We start from the raw sequence: 13,921 nt of genomic DNA, 5'->3' as shown, positions 1-13,921 counted from the left end.
ACCGGCTGCCGGGCCGTCCTTCTCGCGGTGCGGTGCCGTTCTGCGTCGAATCACCTGGGCCACACCGGCGGTGCCTGTGCTGTTCCGGCAGCCGGGGAGGTCACCGAGGCGATGTCGGTGACCAGAGTCCGACGGCGGTCCCGTCACGGAGGTGCTTTTTGTAGGTGACGACTTTGCCGTGGATGACCTCAAGGCTTGCGTTCAGATCGGCGATCTTGGCTCGCACGGCCTGTTCGTGCTCCTGCAGAAGCGCGAGACGGGCCGGTTCGTTGCCCGGGCCCGATCGGACGAGCCGGGCGAACTGCTGCAGTGTGGCGATCGGCATGCCCGAGTCGCGGAGCCGGTTGCACAGCATCAGCCAGTCCACGTCCGCGGCTTCGTAAACCCGCTGCCCGCCGTTGGAACGGGGGATCGGACGCAGGAAGAGGTCTTCGCGTTCGAAGAATCGCAGAGCGTGCACGCTCAGCCCGGTCGCTTCTGCGACCTGCCCGATGGACAGGCCGTCCGCATCCTTGGTCATGGCGCCGATTGTATCGCTTGACCTAGATTGCACTCTAGCTTCTAGAGTCGTGGGCATGGCAACGAAACAACACAGTATCGGCACTGGATTCGACGCCCGGAGCACGGCGGACGACGTTCTCGCCGGAGTCGACCTGTCAGGCCGGACCGTTCTGGTCACCGGCGGCTACTCCGGTCTCGGACTGGAGACCACCCGCGCCCTCACCCGCGCAGGAGCGCATGTCATCGTCCCCGCACGCAGGCCCGCCGCAGCGGAAGAGGCCTTGCGCGGCATCTCCGGGGCGGAGGTGCGCGAGCTCGATCTGGCGGACCTGGAGAGCGTCCGGTCATTCTCCGGCCGGTTCCTGGAGACCGGCCGGACCCTTGACGTCATCATCAACGGCGCAGGCGTCATGGCCTGCCCGGAGACACGAGTCGGCCCGGGCTGGGAGGCGCATTTCGCGATCAACCACCTTGGCCACTTCGCCCTCGTCAACCTCCTCCGCCCGGCGTTGACCCCCGGTAGGGCACGGGTGGTGTCGGTAGCCTCATCCGGGCATTTCCTGTCCGGCATCCGCTGGGACGACATCCAGTTCCGCGACGGTTACGACCGGTGGCTGGCCTACGCGCAGGCGAAGACCGCGAACGCCCTCTTCGCCGTGCATCTTGACAGGCTCGGCGCCGGCAGCGGGGTGCAGGCCTTCTCGCTGCATCCGGGCAGCATCCTCACCCCCCTGCAGCGGCACATCCCCCGAGACGAGCAACTCGCCCAAGGGTGGATCACTCCAGACGGCGAGCCGGCCGCCGGGTTCAAGACCCCGGCGCAGGGTGCGGCGACGGCCGTATGGGCGGCGACCTCGCCGCTGCTCGACGGCCATGGCGGGGCGTACTGCCAGGACTGCGACATCGCCGAGCCCGCCACCACCGACGACATGCTCATCGGTGGAGTCAAGCCCTGGGCGGTCGACCCTGAGGAGGCGTCCCGGCTCTGGGCGCTCTCCAGCGAGCTCACCGGGCTGGACGCGTTCTCACAACGTACCTGCGGGTGATCTCCAGGGCGCGGGCCCCGGGCAGCGACCGGCGCCGATCATCAACTGCGCACGATGTCTCATGCCGGCCGGTGCTCTTCCCGGACTGCCGCGAAACTCCTCCGCATCCCTTCCGGAGCCGCCACGCTGCCCGGTTCATGGATGCAGGGCCTGCGTGACGGTCTCCGGACCGCGGAAGTGGAAGGCCGTCCAGCCGAAGGCGCGCGCGGCGTCGACGTTGGCGGGACTGTCGTCGATGAACACGACCTCGTGGGCGGCCGCGCCGAGGCGGTCGGTGGCGGCGGCGAAGGCCGCGGGCTCGGGTTTGCGGTGCCGGAGCCGATGGCTGAACAGCAGGTGCCCGAAGCCGTCGAACGCTCCGGGGTGCAGGCGGGGCAGGGCCTCCTCCTCCAGCGGGCCGTTGTTGGTGAACACCGTCAGTGTCAGGCTGCCCCGATGGCGGCGCAGCTCGTCCAGGACGGCCTGATCGGGGTGGAAGGCGCTGCACCACTCGGTGTCGAGCCGCTCGTCGTCGCCGTCGAATCCCGTGGCGGCGGCGATGGCCGTGCGCACCTGTGCCGCCGACGCGTATCGGCCCCGGTCGCAGTCGCCGCTGAACCCCGAGCTCCACAGCAGCTCGTCGACCTGGTCCGGGGAGAGCGAGAACGCGGCGGCAAGCCGTTTGAGGCGGTGGGCGTGGTCGAAGCGGAACAGCACACCGCCGAGGTCGACGACCAGGTGACGGATGCTCATCGAACCTCCTGGGCGGCGGCGCGGATTTCGTTCAGCAGGACCGTGAGATCGGCCTCGGTGGTGGCGGGGTGGAGGATGCAGGCGCGCATCGCCGCGATGCCGGATAGGCGGGTGCCGGTGAGGAAGGCGCGCCCGCGGCGCTGCACGGCGGCGGGGAGCGCCTGGTTCAGCGCCTCGACCTCGTCGGGGGTCGCTGCCGGAGGCCGATAACGGAAGGCGGTGACGGAGGTGGCGACCGGGGCGAGGAGGTCGAAGTCGTCGGCGGCTTCGACCATGGCGGCGAGCGTACGGGCGAGGCCGGTGGTGTGCCGCACCAGTTGGACGACTCCGTCGCGCCCGAGGTGCGCGATCGTGGCCCATACCCGTAACGCGCGGAGGGGGCGGGTCTGTTCGGGGCCGTACTCGGAGAACCAGCCCAGCTCGTCGGCGTCGTCGTCACGCAGGTAGGGCGGGATGAGGCTGAAGGCGTCGCGAGGCTCGGCGGCGTGGCGGAAGAGGATGCAGCCGCAGTCCACGGGGACGCCGAGCCACTTGTGCGGGTCCAGGGCGAGGGAGTCCGCCCGGTGCAGTCCGGCGTAACCGGGGTCCGCTCCTTCGGCGAGGACGCCGAGCGCACCGTAGGCGCCGTCGACGTGGAACCAGAGATCGTGTTCATACGCGATCTCGGCGATGCCCGCCAGGGGATCGACGGCGCCGGTGTTCACCGTTCCCGCGCTGGCCGCGACGTAGAACGGCCGCAGTCCTGCGTCCGTGTCCGCTGTGATCAGGTGTCGTAGCGCGGCGGTGTCCATGCGGAAGGCGTCGTCGACCGGGACCGTGCGGATGTGGCGGCTGCCCAGGCCGAGGAGTTCGGCCGCCTTGCGCAGACAGCTGTGCCCTTCGGCGGATATGTACATCGTCAGCGGTCGTCGCCGGTAGAGACCGGCTTCGCGTGCGTCCCAGCCGTCCTGGCGGGCGGCCCGCTGACGGGCGGTGGCCAGCGAGATGACGGTGGCCATGGAGGTGCCGCTGGTGAGGAGTCCGGCGCCCGGCGGGTGAGGGTAGCCCACCAGCTCCGCCAGCCACCGTACGGCGGTGCGCTCCAACAGGACGCCCGCGTGATCGCCCCCGGCGCAGCTCGGGTTCAGAGCGGCGGCCAAAGGGGCGACCAGGACGCCGGCGGGCGAGGGCGGGGAGTTGACCCAGCCGAAGAACCGGGGGTGTCCGTTGCCCATCGGGTAGGGCAGCACATGGTCGCTTACGTCGTGGAGCAGGTCCCCCAAGGGGCGGCCCGCAGTGGGGAGTGGCTGACCGGAAAGCCAGGAGCGGTCCTCGTCGGGCACCGGTTGCCATACGGGTCTGCCGGGGACGGCTGCCAGGTGGTCGGCCGCCAGCTCGGCTGCCAGCCGGCCGGCTCGGCGCAGGTCATTCATCGCTCTCTCCGTGGCGTGGATCGCGGTGGGCGCCGGCCGGTTGGCCCAGCTCCATGGCCAGGTAGTACACGCACACGTCGGTTGCGTCGTTGGCGAAGGCGTGCCGGCGGTCGCCGGGGAAGTAGGCGGCGTCTCCGGTGCCCAGGATGTGAGGCATGCCGTCGACGGTCAGGCGGAGACGCCCGCACTCCACGGCCACGTATTCGCGCGACCCGGGTGGATGGGGCGAGAACTCTCCGGCGTCGACGCCCGGGTTCAGGGTGGTGCGCATGAATTCGAACTCCACACCGGGCAGCGCGGGGGAGAGGATGCGCCGCTCCCAGCCGGAGGGATCGCGCAGCAGGTGCTGTCGTTCGTGGGGCAGGACCACCACTTCGGTGCGGTCGGGTTCGTCCAGCAGCCGGGAGATCGAGGTGCCCAGGGCGGTCGCCAGATGGTCCAGGACCAGCACGCTCGGCGTTTTCGTGCCGCGTTCCACTTCTGAGAGCATGCTCCTGCTCACCCCGCTCAGCTCGGCCAGTCGTTCCAGAGCCAGGCCGCGAGTTCGTCGTTCAGCTCGGAGCCTGGCTCCCAGTTCGGCCATCGACAGGCCGCTGGACAGGGTGCTGTCCTCTCTCATTTATCCACTATAGCAATAATTTTCCGCTATTGAGGAAGCGGGGGATGGTGCCGCCGGCCGAATTCTTTCGCAGGGAAGGCCGCCCGCTCCGCAGGCGCCGGCCCAGGAGTCCTGGCGCCGACCGGATTGACCATCAGGGCTGGCAGGACCGAAGCCTGCAGGCAACCGCCTGCCTGATCCACCCTGGTTGCCTCGGTCATTCTGGATTTGCTCAACGCCCCAGAAGAGCACCACCGTTGCTGTTGAGGAACTCTCCCGTGATATATCCGGCCTCCGGCGAGGCCAGGAAGGCAACTGCGGCTGCGATGTCGTCGGGCTCTCCGACCCGGCCGACCAGTGTCTGGGCGCGGCGCCGGACCAGGTCCGCCTCGTTCGGCGACGTCCCGAAGAACTCAGTTCCCGCCACATAGCCGGGGACCACGACATTGGCCGTGATGCCGCCCGGGCCCAGTTCCTGCGCCAGCGTGTGGTTCCAGCTCAGGAGGGCCGCCTTCACTGCTCCGTACGCTCCGTTGCCGCGCAGTGCAGCAATGGAGCTGATGGTGACGACCCGGCCGCCTGGCCGGGTCAGCCGGGGCAGCACCGCCTCCGTCAGCAGGACGACCGGAAGAACGTTGTTGTCGAAGTCCCGCCGCCACCGTTCGGCCACTGCCGACAAGCCGCTGTTCCGCGTCCGTGTACCACGCGAACCAGCGTTGTTGACCAGCACGTCCACCTGCTGTGGGAGCCGGTTCACCGCTCGTTCCAGAGCCACCGGGTCGGCCAGGTCAACGGCGACCGTGACCACCGGATACTTCCCTTCGATGTCCTCGGCCGCCGAGCGCAGCACCTCGGCCCGTCGCCCTACGATGGTCACCTGGTCGCCGTGACGGGCGAACCAGGCGGCGACAGCCCGCCCGATGCCCGTACCGCCGCCGCTGATCACTACTGAACGCGGCATGCTCCTCCTTCCGTTCCGTTTCGCTCATGTCGGCGAAACGCTGCCATGGCTGCCATGCACCCCACGACCTCCCCTGCGATGGCTCAGCCATCCTCTCAGCTGTCACCTGGGTGGCTGCACGGGGAACCCGACCTTTGACTGTCAACCGCCGCGTGGCATCGTTACCGCTATACGTCCACTGGTGCGCGGGCCGCTCGAAGGGCTCCATGCTGCCGCCAGCTTCGCTGTCCTCCAGGACGCCGCCGACGTCCCGCGGCTCCGCGCCGCCGTCTAGGAGCGCCTGCTGAGGTACGCGAACTCTAGGCGACTTTCAGGAGCAGCTTGCCGGTGGTGGTCCGGGTTTCGACGAGACGGTGTGCCTCGGCGGCCTCGGCGAGGGCGAACTCGGCTGTGACGGGTAGTTCGACCCGCCCGGCCGTGACGGTGTGAAAAGCGCGTCCGGCGATGTCGGCCAGTCTCCGCGGGTCGGTCTGGGAAAGGGTGAGGATGGAGAAGCCGCTCACCGAGCGTGCTCCGGCGTAGAGTTCGGCCTGACCCACCCGCCAGGGGGCGGCATCGCCGGCGTTGCCGAAGGAGACGAGGCGGCCGAAGAGGGCAAGGGTATCCAGACTCCGGAGGAGGGTCTCGCCTCCGACCGGATCGAGGAGGAGGTCCACGCCGAGACCGCCGGTCGCGCGGCGTACATCCTCGGGGAAACCGTCACCGACGAACACCTCGTCATAGCCGTACTTCAGCGCCTGCTCCGCCTTCTCCCGGCTGGAGACCACCCCGTACACCGCACCCGCGCCGCCGAGCCGGGCCAGTTGACCCGCGGCTATGCCGACACCACCTGCAGCACCGTGGATGAGGACGCTTTCGCCTTCGCGCAGCCGTCCCACCTCATGGAGAAGGGCGTGTGCGGTCGGCAAGACGGTGGGCAGGGTCGCGCCGGTACGCAAGGAGATTCCCTCCGGCAGCGGGAAGGCGGTGACGGCGGGGACGGCGACGGTCTCGGCATAGCCGCCGCCGCTGATGAACGCGACGACCTCTTGTCCGGGCCGCAGACCGCTCACGCCTTCACCGACGGCGTGGATACGGCCGGACACCTCCAGGCCGGGGACGAAGGGGAGGGCGCTCACCCGGTAGCCGACGCTGCGGGCTTTGATGTCGGCGAAGTTGACGCCCGCGTAGGCGACGTCGATGGTCACCTCGCCCGGCGCGGGCTCCGGTGTTCCGACCTCGGTGAGGCTCATTACCTCAGGTCCGCCAAGTTCTCTCACCACGATTGCGCGCATGCCGGATCGCCCCTGTCTAAACTGTTCACTGAAAATCGAACACTCCAGAGTGTACGTATTTGATCGAACACTTTGCAAGGAGAGCGCTTTGAGTCATCGGTCCACGCCACAGCACGCCCATCCCGACGACGTGCCCGTCCTCGCCGCGCTCGCCGCGCTCGCCGATCCGGTCCGGCTTCAGCTCGTCCGTGAACTGGCCGTCTCCGAGGACTGGTCGCGATCCTGCGGCACCTTCGATGTACCTGTGGGCAAGCCCGCACTCAGCCATCACTTTGCGGTGCTGCGCTCGGCCGGGCTCATCGAGCAACGCGACGCCGGCCCCAGGCGCGTCAACCGGCTCCGCCGGGCGGAGTTCGACCGGCGGTTTCCGGGACTGCTGGACCTGGTGTTGCGCGAGGAGTGACCTTCGGCGCCCCCCGGGGGTGGGCCGTGGCCTCGGGCGGTCGTCCGCGTTGACAGAAGGCGGCCGGGTGGCTGTAATGGTGCGCGTGCCGTGTGGCGCCGGCCAAAGAGCAGTGGGCAGGTCGGCGAGTGGGCGGCACCATTCATCAAGGGGCCACGCCATGAGTTCATACTCCGCACCCTGCGTCTGACGTAAGCGTTCCGCACGTCGTCCCTTGTCCTCCGCGGTGCCCAGCGCCGCCGTGTGACGTCGGCACGCCATGGCCTTCCCGAACGCCGCCGCATTCCGGCGAGCGTCCACGGCTCCGCGCGCCCGATCGATGTCCGTCTCCGGACGAGGGTCCGCGTGTGGTCACCGCGCGCTGCGCGCACCACCGTCATCCGCCGTAACAACGGACCCGCACACTTTTCTTTGGAGCCCGACACCGTATGCCCGCGTCATTCAATCAACCGATCATCGAGGAGTTCCGAGCCAACGGAGGAAAGGTCGGTGGCCCCTTCGAGGGCGGCGACCTCCTCCTGCTGACCACCACCGGTGCGAAGTCGGGGACGGAGCACACCGTCCCCCTCGGCTACGTCCGTGACGGCGACCTGTTGCTCGTCGTCGCGTCCGCCGCCGGCGCCCCCCGTCATCCCGCCTGGTACCACAATCTGCTCGCCCACCCCATGGTGCGGGTAGAGGTCGGCACCGAGGTGTTCGAGGCGATCGCGGTCCCCGCCGAGGGCGCGCGGCGCGAGCGGCTGTTCGAGCACGTGGTGCGCACGGCGCCCGGATACGCCGACTACCAGACCCGCACCACCCGGACCCTGCCGGTCGTGGCGCTGGAGCGGTCCGAGCCCGAGCCGGGGGAGGGCCCCCGGGAGGTCGCCAATTTCGCCGACAAGCTCATGGAGATCCATACCTGGCTGCGCTCGCAGTTGCAGCATGTGCGTGCCGAGGCCGACGCCCATTTCGCCGCGCGGGCGGCCCACCCGGGCCCCGGCGGACCACCGGAACCGGGACTGGGACTGCAGCTCCGGCAGCACTGCCTGGCGTTCTGCGAGTCTCTGAAGTTCCACCACACCAGCGAGGACGCGCACGTCTTCCCCGCGCTCGCGGACCATCACCCGCACCTGCGCGACGCCCTCGACCGGCTCCGCGACGAACACCGGACGGTCGCGCGTATCCAGGACGAGCTCCTCGCCCTGCTGACCGGCGTCGGCACCGCCGACCCCTGGCGGTTCCGTACCGAACTGGACCGGATGTCGGAGGAACTGCGGGCGCACCTCGACTACGAGGAGGAGTCGCTCCTCCCCGTCCTGGCCGAAATTCCGTGGCCCCCGGCCCCGCCGAGAGCCGGCAGGGCCGAAAGCTCCACCGGCTGACCGGCTGACCGGCTGACACGGCCGGGTGCCGGATCCCACGGGAGCCGGCACCCGGGGCGCCGAGGCGCACCCGGCCAGGAAGCTCGGAAAGCGCGTACCCTCTCCGGCGCTGCCGCAGCTATGGCGTCCGCCGCCGGATTGAGCAAGGATCGATGTCGTCGGATGCCGGAGCTCGACAGCGGCCCCGGTCAGGTCCCCCGCGCCGACGTACCACCTCGGACGAGGCCAGGTCGGCGGATCACCCCCGCCGGGGCGCGTACGGAAGAACAACGGAAGGAAGACCATGGCCCAGACGACCGTTGCCCTCCTGATGCTCACCTCCGCCCTGACCGGCGGCTTGGCCCAGACCGCCGGAACACCACGGACACAGCCGGACCTGACGCCGGTGAAGTCCCAGACCGCCGCTTCCGTACCGGCTTCGAGCACCACTCCGGTGACGAGTGCCGCCGCACCAAGAAGCGCGACCGGCCCGAATCTGCGCGCATGCTACGACGGAACGTGCAGACTCACCCTCTCGAAGCCGGTGAAATTCCGGGTCAGCCCCCGCTTCGGCGTCACTCGGCTGTCCGTCTCCTTCGGCCCGGACAGCGTGCGGGTGAAAGCCACCGGGTCTGGTGTGTCCTCACAGGTGTTGCTCGGCGCCGGTGCGTCGGGTTCGGTCAACAGCATCGGCGTGCGGGTGGTGACGACCTCCAGCAGCAAGGCGGTGCTGAGTATCTCTCCCGTACGCTGACGACAGCGGTGCCTTCCTCCGGTCGCTCAGTGGAAGCGCTTGACGAAGGCCGGCGCCGTGTCGGCGACCTCGCGCCAGCCGATCACTTCAACGGCATGCCGCACTCCGGTGGCCGGCCCGACCTTGCGGTCGGTCCTGTTCGGCGACCACCGCCATCGTGTGCTCCGCAAGCGTCATGAGCGGGGCGTGCCGCCCGCCTTCAGGGAGGGGAGGACGTCAAGTCGCGGAGGGCTTCCACCGCCGACGGATTCGGGGTGGAAGCGCCAGGTCACGACTCGATCGACTCGGACGTCATTCCTCGATGTGGATGGCCAGCGCCGGGCAGACCGCCACGGCGTGTCGGACGTCGGCGGCCTGCTCTGTCGGCGGAGTGGGGTTGAGCAGGACGGCGATGCCGTCCTCGTCGCGCTGGTAGAACACGTCCGCGGCGGCGACCACGCACTGTCCGGAAGCGACGCACTTGTCCTGCTCGATGGTTACCTTCATGAGATCCCTCTTGGTTGACGTCGTCGTTGTTCGTTCGTCGTGCGGGAGAAGGTCACCAGGTCACGGGGAGTTCGTAGACCCCGTAGACGGACCCGTCGTGCTTGAAAGGGATCTTCTCCAGATCCGTGGCCAGCCGCAGGGTGGGGATGCGCCGGTAGAGGGTGCTGTAGACGATCTGCAGCTCCAACCGGGCCAGCGGCTGGCCCAGGCACTGGTGCACCCCGAAGCCGAAGGCCACGTGGTGGCGGGCGTCACGCTGGATGTCCAGCCGGTCAGGGTCGGGGAAGACATCGGGGTCGCGGTTGCCGATGTCGTTGGCCATGATCATCCCGTCGCCGGCGCGGATGAGCTGTCCGGCGATCTCGATGTCCTCCAGGGCCACCCTGCGCCGCCCGTTGTGCGTGATGTGCAGGTAGCGCAGCAGCTCCTCCACCGCCGAGGTGACCAGCTTCTCATCGTCCGTGTCGCGGAGGAGAGCCAGCTGGTCGGGGTGCTCCAGCAGGGCGAGCGTGCCGAGCGCGATCATGTTCGCGGTGGTCTCGTGCCCGGCGATCAGCAGCAGCACCCCCATCTGGGCCGCCTCCTGCCGGGACAGCTCCCCGTTTTTGATCCGCTCGGTCAGCTGGGACAGCATGTCGTCACCGGGGTCGGTGAGTTTCTCGCCCAACAGGTTGTCCAGGTAGCCCGCCAGGTGACCGAAAGCGGTCGCCCGTTGCTCGGGCGTCGCGTCCCGCTTGATGATGGTCTTGCTGTTGTCCTGGAAGAAGTCGTGGTCGGAGTACGGCACACCGAGCAACTCGCAGATCACCAGGGAGGGCATCGGCAGGGCGAACGCCTCGACCAGATCAACCGGTTTCGGGCCGGCGAGCATGTCGTCGATCAGCTCGTCGACGATCTTTTCTACGGCCGGCCGCATCGCCCTCACCCGCTTGATGGTGAACGGCGCCGTCACCATCCGCCGCAGCCGGGCATGCTCGGGATCGTCCATCAAGATGAAGCTGATCGTCGACGAGCCGTTGATGGGGGCCGGGCTCGGGTAGCCGGGCTGGGTGATGTCGGCACTGACCCTCGGGTCGGCCAGCAGCGCCCGCTGTTCGGCATAACGGGTCACCAGCCACGGAGTGCTGCCGTCCCACAGGCGGACCTTGGCGAGCGGGCCCTCCTCCTGCTTGGCCCGCAGAGCCGGGGGCGGATCGAACGGGCAGCCCGCAGCCCTGGCCATCGGATATCCCGGAATTTCAGCGGAGTACTCACCCGCCGGATGCAACGTACCGGTCATTGATTCCTCCAACAGAACATGTACCGCAACGTGCTTGCGGCAAGCATTGATGAGCGCTTCCCCGGCGAGGGGTCAGCGAGTCGAACGAGAGCGAAGTAGGCCGCAGCACCCGGCCTCGTTCACAATGACTTTCATCGTCAGGTGCTCCTCTGCCTGCAATTCGCTGAGACGTATCGGATCCGGTTGTGAAAGGGGTCGCGCGGCTCCGTCACGAGCAGGGCGTGACCGGTGCCAGCCACAGCCCGACGAGCGCGTCGATCAACCCGGTTGCGGCGTCGTGCCAGCTGGACCGGGGGGTGAAGGTGCCCTCGGCGAGAGCTCGCTCGCGCTCGGCGTACATGTGCACCATCAGCTGACGGGCCATGTCGCTGCGCTCTGCGCGCACCTCGACCGGCAGTTCCGGGAGGCATCGGTTCAGCCCGTCGAGGACCTGGTGCAGCGACGGCGAGGTGAGAGACTCGTCGACCATGATCTCGCGGAGTGCGGGGTCGGTCATCACCTGGGCACCGAACCGGGCGTACCACGTGGGGTTCCCCAAAGCGGCCAGATGCTCGGCGCTCGGGCGTACCAGGCAGGCCACCCAGTCCCGCACATTCGAGCTGTCGCCGATCTCGGCCAGCATCTGCAAACGCACCCGTTCGATCTGCTCGGCGTTCTTGCGCACGATGGCGCGCACCAAATCGGTCTTGGTGCCGAAGTGGTAGCCGACCGCAGCATTGTTTCCCTGTCCTGCGGCCTCGCTGACCTGGCGGTTGGACACGGCGAACACCCCGTGCTCGGCGAACAACCGCTCCGCCGCCGCCAGGATCGACTCCCGGGTCGCCCCAGCCCGTTCGGCCCGCTCGGTCCGGACGGCCTTGCCGGCCGCGGTCACCACCGCACCGGAACTTCGCGCAACCCGCCGACGGCGAGTCCCTCGATCTGGCGCAGGTCTTCCACCGGGGCGGTGGGTTCCGGAGAGGGAAGTCGGCGCAACGGCATCGGATGGCTCAGTATCGGCCCGTTGTCGCTCTGGCCCACCATGACCTCCTCCGAACCGGCCTCATTTCATGGTCATTCAACCTGGGTCACCAAATTAAGTCAAGTGACTGATTTAAAATCTACCCAGTCATTCATGTCCGCAACCGCCGGACCGGAAACTTCTCCACGACCCTGCCGCAATGGTCGTCGGACGGACTGGTCCCTGTTCGGTACGGCCGTCGCCGATGCCTGCCTGGCGCAGCACCGCCTCGTACGCAGGCGGATCATCACCCGGGAAGCGATATCGCCGGTGCCGGTCGCGTGAACAGGGCGAATTTACCGACAACGGACAGAGACCATGCCTGCCGATCAGGAAGCGTCGGCCACCTCTGGGTAGGTCCGACGACGACTACAGGATGGGAAGGCTCTCATGCGAGCAACCTTGATCTACGGTGCCGGTGACGTGCGCGTGGAGGACGTGCCCGACCCGGTGCTGCAGGAACCCACCGACGCGGTGGTGCGGGTGCTGCGCTCGTGCATCTGCGGCAGCGACCTGTGGCCGTACGGGTCGATGCCGGCCACCGAGCAGGGGGAGCGCATCGGCCACGAGTTCCTCGGCGTGGTGGAGGACGTCGGCTCGGAGGTGTCCGGGCTGAAGGCCGGTGATGTCGTGGTGGCGCCGTTCGTATGGTCGGACAACACCTGCGACTTCTGCGCCGAGGGCCTGCAGACGTCCTGCCGGCACGGCGGTCTGTGGGCCGCCGACGGCGTGGACGGCGGCCAGGGCGAGGCGGTGCGGGTGCCGCTGGCCCAGGGCACGCTGGTGAAGCTGCCCGCCGGTGAGGACTCCGCGCTGCTGCCGTCCCTGCTCACCCTGTCGGACGTATTCCCCACCGGCCACCACTGCGCGGTGTCGGCCGGGGTCGGGCCGCGCACGTCGGTGACGGTGATCGGCGACGGCGCGGTCGGGCTGTCGGCGGTACTGGCCGCCAAGAGGCTCGGCGCCGAGCGGATCCTGCTGATGGGCAGGCACACCGACCGCACCGACCTGGGCCGCGAGTTCGGCGCCACCGACGTCGTCGCCGAGCGGGGCGCCGAGGGCATCGCACGGGTACGGGAGCTGACCGGCGGCGACGGCACCCACACCGTGCTGGAGTGCGTCGGAACCCGGCAGGCGATCGAGACGGCCTTCGCCGTGGCCCGCGACGGCGGCGTGGTCAGCCGGGTCGGCGCCCCTCAGTACGAGGAGGTGCCGATGGGCTTCCCGGAGTTCATGCGCAACATCACCCTCACCGGCGGCGTGGCCCCGGCCCGCGCCTACATCGAGGAACTGCTGCCCGACGTGCTCGACGGCACGATCGAGCCGGGCCGGGTCTTCGACCGCACCATCGGCACGGAGGACGTGCCGGACGGCTACCGCGCCATGGCCGACCGCGAGGCGCTGAAGGTGCTCATCCGCCCCTGAGCGCCATGGGCCGCGCGATCAACCTGCGCCTCGCCGACGAGGTCGCGGCTTCCCGCAGCCGTTGGTCGGTGCTCTGATCCGGGGAGGCGGCTCTACCTTCGTTCTCCGCGGGCCGTGACCGTCAGGGCGACCGGCGGTGAAGCAGGAAGCCTCACGGGTGACTGTGGGAATCTCCTCCCTTCCAGGAAGGGAGGAGATCAAGGACGCCAGTACAGCGAGGGGTCCGGGTGGTCGACGAAGCCGAGTTCCCGGTAGAGCGGTTCGCCGGCGTGGGAGGCGTACAGGTCCACTCGGGCGACCTCGCGTTCCCGGAACCAGTCGAGCAGCCCCTGCATGATCGCGCGACTGTGGCCGCGCCGCCGGTACGCCGGATCGGTGACCACACCGATCACATGTCCGATCCGGCCGTTGCGCAGGTGCGGGCCGGGCAGTCGTTGCTCGACGGTGCCGATGCCACAGGCGGCGAGGCCGTTGTCGCCGTCCACGACGATGATCCGTACGGCATCCGCCGTCAGTTGTTCCTTCAGCACCGCGGCAAGGTTCTCCCGCCAGTCCTCACCTGCTGACGAGGGGTTGAAGAAGTCGCCGCCGAGGGTCTCGAACAACAACGCCCGCAGGCGTACGAGTTCCGCGACGTCGTCCACCACCGCCTGCCGTACATCGGTGCGGTGTCCGGTGGGGTGTCCGATGTTCCGTTCCATGCCGAT

Annotated in this window: 17 protein-coding genes; 5 read left to right on the top strand and 12 right to left on the bottom strand. The window is 69.0% G+C overall.

Going from position 1 to position 13,921, the window contains the following annotated elements:
• Positions 1 to 100 precede the first annotated feature (100 nt).
• Positions 101 to 520: a MerR family transcriptional regulator gene (locus OHA77_RS00940; RefSeq protein ID WP_326822567.1), complete on the bottom strand. Its 420-nt coding sequence runs from the start codon at positions 518 to 520 to the stop codon at positions 101 to 103.
• A 55-nt stretch (positions 521 to 575) separates the two neighbouring features.
• On the opposite strand from OHA77_RS00940, the gene OHA77_RS00935 reads away from it, so the two are divergent.
• Positions 576 to 1,547, top strand: a complete 972-nt coding sequence (locus OHA77_RS00935) for an SDR family NAD(P)-dependent oxidoreductase (protein WP_406315373.1) — start codon at positions 576 to 578, stop codon at positions 1,545 to 1,547.
• Positions 1,548 to 1,682: 135 nt separating this feature from the next.
• Here the strand turns inward: OHA77_RS00935 and OHA77_RS00930 are convergent, their stop codons facing one another.
• The 5 genes from OHA77_RS00930 to OHA77_RS00910 form a co-directional block, all read right to left on the bottom strand.
• Positions 1,683 to 2,279, bottom strand: a complete 597-nt coding sequence (locus tag OHA77_RS00930) for an HAD family hydrolase (RefSeq protein WP_406315371.1) — start codon at positions 2,277 to 2,279, stop codon at positions 1,683 to 1,685.
• Complete coding sequence (locus tag OHA77_RS00925; protein ID WP_406315369.1) at positions 2,276 to 3,691, bottom strand: pyridoxal phosphate-dependent decarboxylase family protein; 1,416 nt, start codon at positions 3,689 to 3,691, stop codon at positions 2,276 to 2,278. The genes OHA77_RS00930 and OHA77_RS00925 overlap by 4 nt, the downstream gene beginning before the upstream one ends.
• The gene (locus OHA77_RS00920; RefSeq protein WP_406315367.1) at positions 3,684 to 4,310 is read right to left on the bottom strand and encodes a helix-turn-helix domain-containing protein; all 627 of its coding nucleotides are present in this window, start codon (positions 4,308 to 4,310) and stop codon (positions 3,684 to 3,686) included. Before OHA77_RS00920 ends, OHA77_RS00925 begins: the two co-directional genes overlap by 8 nt.
• Before the next feature lie 211 nt (positions 4,311 to 4,521).
• Complete coding sequence (locus OHA77_RS00915; RefSeq protein WP_406315365.1) at positions 4,522 to 5,250, bottom strand: SDR family NAD(P)-dependent oxidoreductase; 729 nt, start codon at positions 5,248 to 5,250, stop codon at positions 4,522 to 4,524.
• 299 nt (positions 5,251 to 5,549) lie between these two features.
• Complete coding sequence (locus OHA77_RS00910) at positions 5,550 to 6,482, bottom strand: zinc-binding alcohol dehydrogenase family protein (RefSeq protein ID WP_406315363.1); 933 nt, start codon at positions 6,480 to 6,482, stop codon at positions 5,550 to 5,552.
• 130 nt (positions 6,483 to 6,612) lie between these two features.
• Between OHA77_RS00910 and OHA77_RS00905 the strand changes: the two genes are divergently transcribed.
• The 3 genes from OHA77_RS00905 to OHA77_RS00895 all read left to right on the top strand — a co-directional run bounded on the left by OHA77_RS00905 (position 6,613) and on the right by OHA77_RS00895 (position 9,024).
• Positions 6,613 to 6,927 (top strand): ArsR family transcriptional regulator, encoded by a 315-nt coding sequence (locus OHA77_RS00905; RefSeq protein WP_326822576.1) that lies wholly within the window; start codon positions 6,613 to 6,615, stop codon positions 6,925 to 6,927.
• Between the two features lie 428 nt (positions 6,928 to 7,355).
• Complete coding sequence (locus tag OHA77_RS00900) at positions 7,356 to 8,291, top strand: nitroreductase/quinone reductase family protein (RefSeq protein WP_406315361.1); 936 nt, start codon at positions 7,356 to 7,358, stop codon at positions 8,289 to 8,291.
• Positions 8,292 to 8,574: 283 nt separating this feature from the next.
• Entirely contained in the window at positions 8,575 to 9,024 is a 450-nt protein-coding gene (locus OHA77_RS00895; RefSeq protein ID WP_406315360.1) for a hypothetical protein, read from the top strand.
• 26 nt (positions 9,025 to 9,050) lie between these two features.
• Here OHA77_RS00895 and OHA77_RS00890 read toward each other — a convergent pair whose 3' ends face one another.
• From OHA77_RS00890 to OHA77_RS00870, 5 genes are all read right to left on the bottom strand, one after another.
• Positions 9,051 to 9,194, bottom strand: a complete 144-nt coding sequence (locus tag OHA77_RS00890) for a hypothetical protein (RefSeq protein WP_406315359.1) — start codon at positions 9,192 to 9,194, stop codon at positions 9,051 to 9,053.
• A gap of 121 nt (positions 9,195 to 9,315) precedes the next feature.
• Positions 9,316 to 9,510, bottom strand: coding sequence for a ferredoxin (locus OHA77_RS00885; protein WP_406315357.1), 195 nt, complete (start codon positions 9,508 to 9,510; stop codon positions 9,316 to 9,318).
• A gap of 52 nt (positions 9,511 to 9,562) precedes the next feature.
• Entirely contained in the window at positions 9,563 to 10,732 is a 1,170-nt protein-coding gene (locus OHA77_RS00880; protein ID WP_406315355.1) for a cytochrome P450, read from the bottom strand.
• A gap of 265 nt (positions 10,733 to 10,997) precedes the next feature.
• A complete protein-coding gene (locus tag OHA77_RS00875) occupies positions 10,998 to 11,663 on the bottom strand; it encodes a TetR/AcrR family transcriptional regulator (RefSeq protein ID WP_406315353.1) in 666 nt (221 codons plus the stop codon).
• Positions 11,660 to 11,812, bottom strand: a complete 153-nt coding sequence (locus OHA77_RS00870) for a hypothetical protein (protein WP_406315352.1) — start codon at positions 11,810 to 11,812, stop codon at positions 11,660 to 11,662. Before OHA77_RS00870 ends, OHA77_RS00875 begins: the two co-directional genes overlap by 4 nt.
• A gap of 367 nt (positions 11,813 to 12,179) precedes the next feature.
• On the opposite strand from OHA77_RS00870, the gene OHA77_RS00865 reads away from it, so the two are divergent.
• Positions 12,180 to 13,214: a zinc-dependent alcohol dehydrogenase family protein gene (locus tag OHA77_RS00865; protein WP_406315350.1), complete on the top strand. Its 1,035-nt coding sequence runs from the start codon at positions 12,180 to 12,182 to the stop codon at positions 13,212 to 13,214.
• A gap of 197 nt (positions 13,215 to 13,411) precedes the next feature.
• On the opposite strand, the gene OHA77_RS00860 is transcribed toward OHA77_RS00865, so the two are convergent.
• A complete protein-coding gene (locus OHA77_RS00860; protein ID WP_406315349.1) occupies positions 13,412 to 13,915 on the bottom strand; it encodes a GNAT family N-acetyltransferase in 504 nt (167 codons plus the stop codon).
• Positions 13,916 to 13,921: the final 6 nt, after the last annotated feature.

Origin of the sequence: Streptosporangium sp. NBC_01639, assembly GCF_045209755.1 — a bacterium.
Lineage (GTDB): Bacteria > Actinomycetota > Actinomycetes > Streptosporangiales > Streptosporangiaceae > Streptosporangium.
Note: the sequence above shows the minus strand (reverse complement) of the source record. Positions and strands in the feature narration are given on the sequence as shown.

Excerpts from the sequence above, each read along its gene's own strand:
- OHA77_RS00940 (WP_326822567.1), bottom strand. The coding sequence starts at position 520 with ATGACCAAGGATGCGGACGGCCTGTCCATCGGGCAGGTCGCAGAAGCG.
- OHA77_RS00935 (WP_406315373.1), top strand. The coding sequence starts at position 576 with ATGGCAACGAAACAACACAGTATCGGCACTGGATTCGACGCCCGGAGC.
- OHA77_RS00930 (WP_406315371.1), bottom strand. The coding sequence starts at position 2,279 with ATGAGCATCCGTCACCTGGTCGTCGACCTCGGCGGTGTGCTGTTCCGC.
- OHA77_RS00925 (WP_406315369.1), bottom strand. The coding sequence starts at position 3,691 with ATGAATGACCTGCGCCGAGCCGGCCGGCTGGCAGCCGAGCTGGCGGCC.
- OHA77_RS00920 (WP_406315367.1), bottom strand. The coding sequence starts at position 4,310 with ATGAGAGAGGACAGCACCCTGTCCAGCGGCCTGTCGATGGCCGAACTG.
- OHA77_RS00915 (WP_406315365.1), bottom strand. The coding sequence starts at position 5,250 with ATGCCGCGTTCAGTAGTGATCAGCGGCGGCGGTACGGGCATCGGGCGG.
- OHA77_RS00910 (WP_406315363.1), bottom strand. The coding sequence starts at position 6,482 with ATGAGCCTCACCGAGGTCGGAACACCGGAGCCCGCGCCGGGCGAGGTG.
- OHA77_RS00900 (WP_406315361.1), top strand. The coding sequence starts at position 7,356 with ATGCCCGCGTCATTCAATCAACCGATCATCGAGGAGTTCCGAGCCAAC.
- OHA77_RS00895 (WP_406315360.1), top strand. The coding sequence starts at position 8,575 with ATGGCCCAGACGACCGTTGCCCTCCTGATGCTCACCTCCGCCCTGACC.
- OHA77_RS00885 (WP_406315357.1), bottom strand. The coding sequence starts at position 9,510 with ATGAAGGTAACCATCGAGCAGGACAAGTGCGTCGCTTCCGGACAGTGC.
- OHA77_RS00880 (WP_406315355.1), bottom strand. The coding sequence starts at position 10,732 with ATGGCCAGGGCTGCGGGCTGCCCGTTCGATCCGCCCCCGGCTCTGCGG.
- OHA77_RS00870 (WP_406315352.1), bottom strand. The coding sequence starts at position 11,812 with ATGGTGGGCCAGAGCGACAACGGGCCGATACTGAGCCATCCGATGCCG.
- OHA77_RS00865 (WP_406315350.1), top strand. The coding sequence starts at position 12,180 with ATGCGAGCAACCTTGATCTACGGTGCCGGTGACGTGCGCGTGGAGGAC.
- OHA77_RS00860 (WP_406315349.1), bottom strand. The coding sequence starts at position 13,915 with ATGGAACGGAACATCGGACACCCCACCGGACACCGCACCGATGTACGG.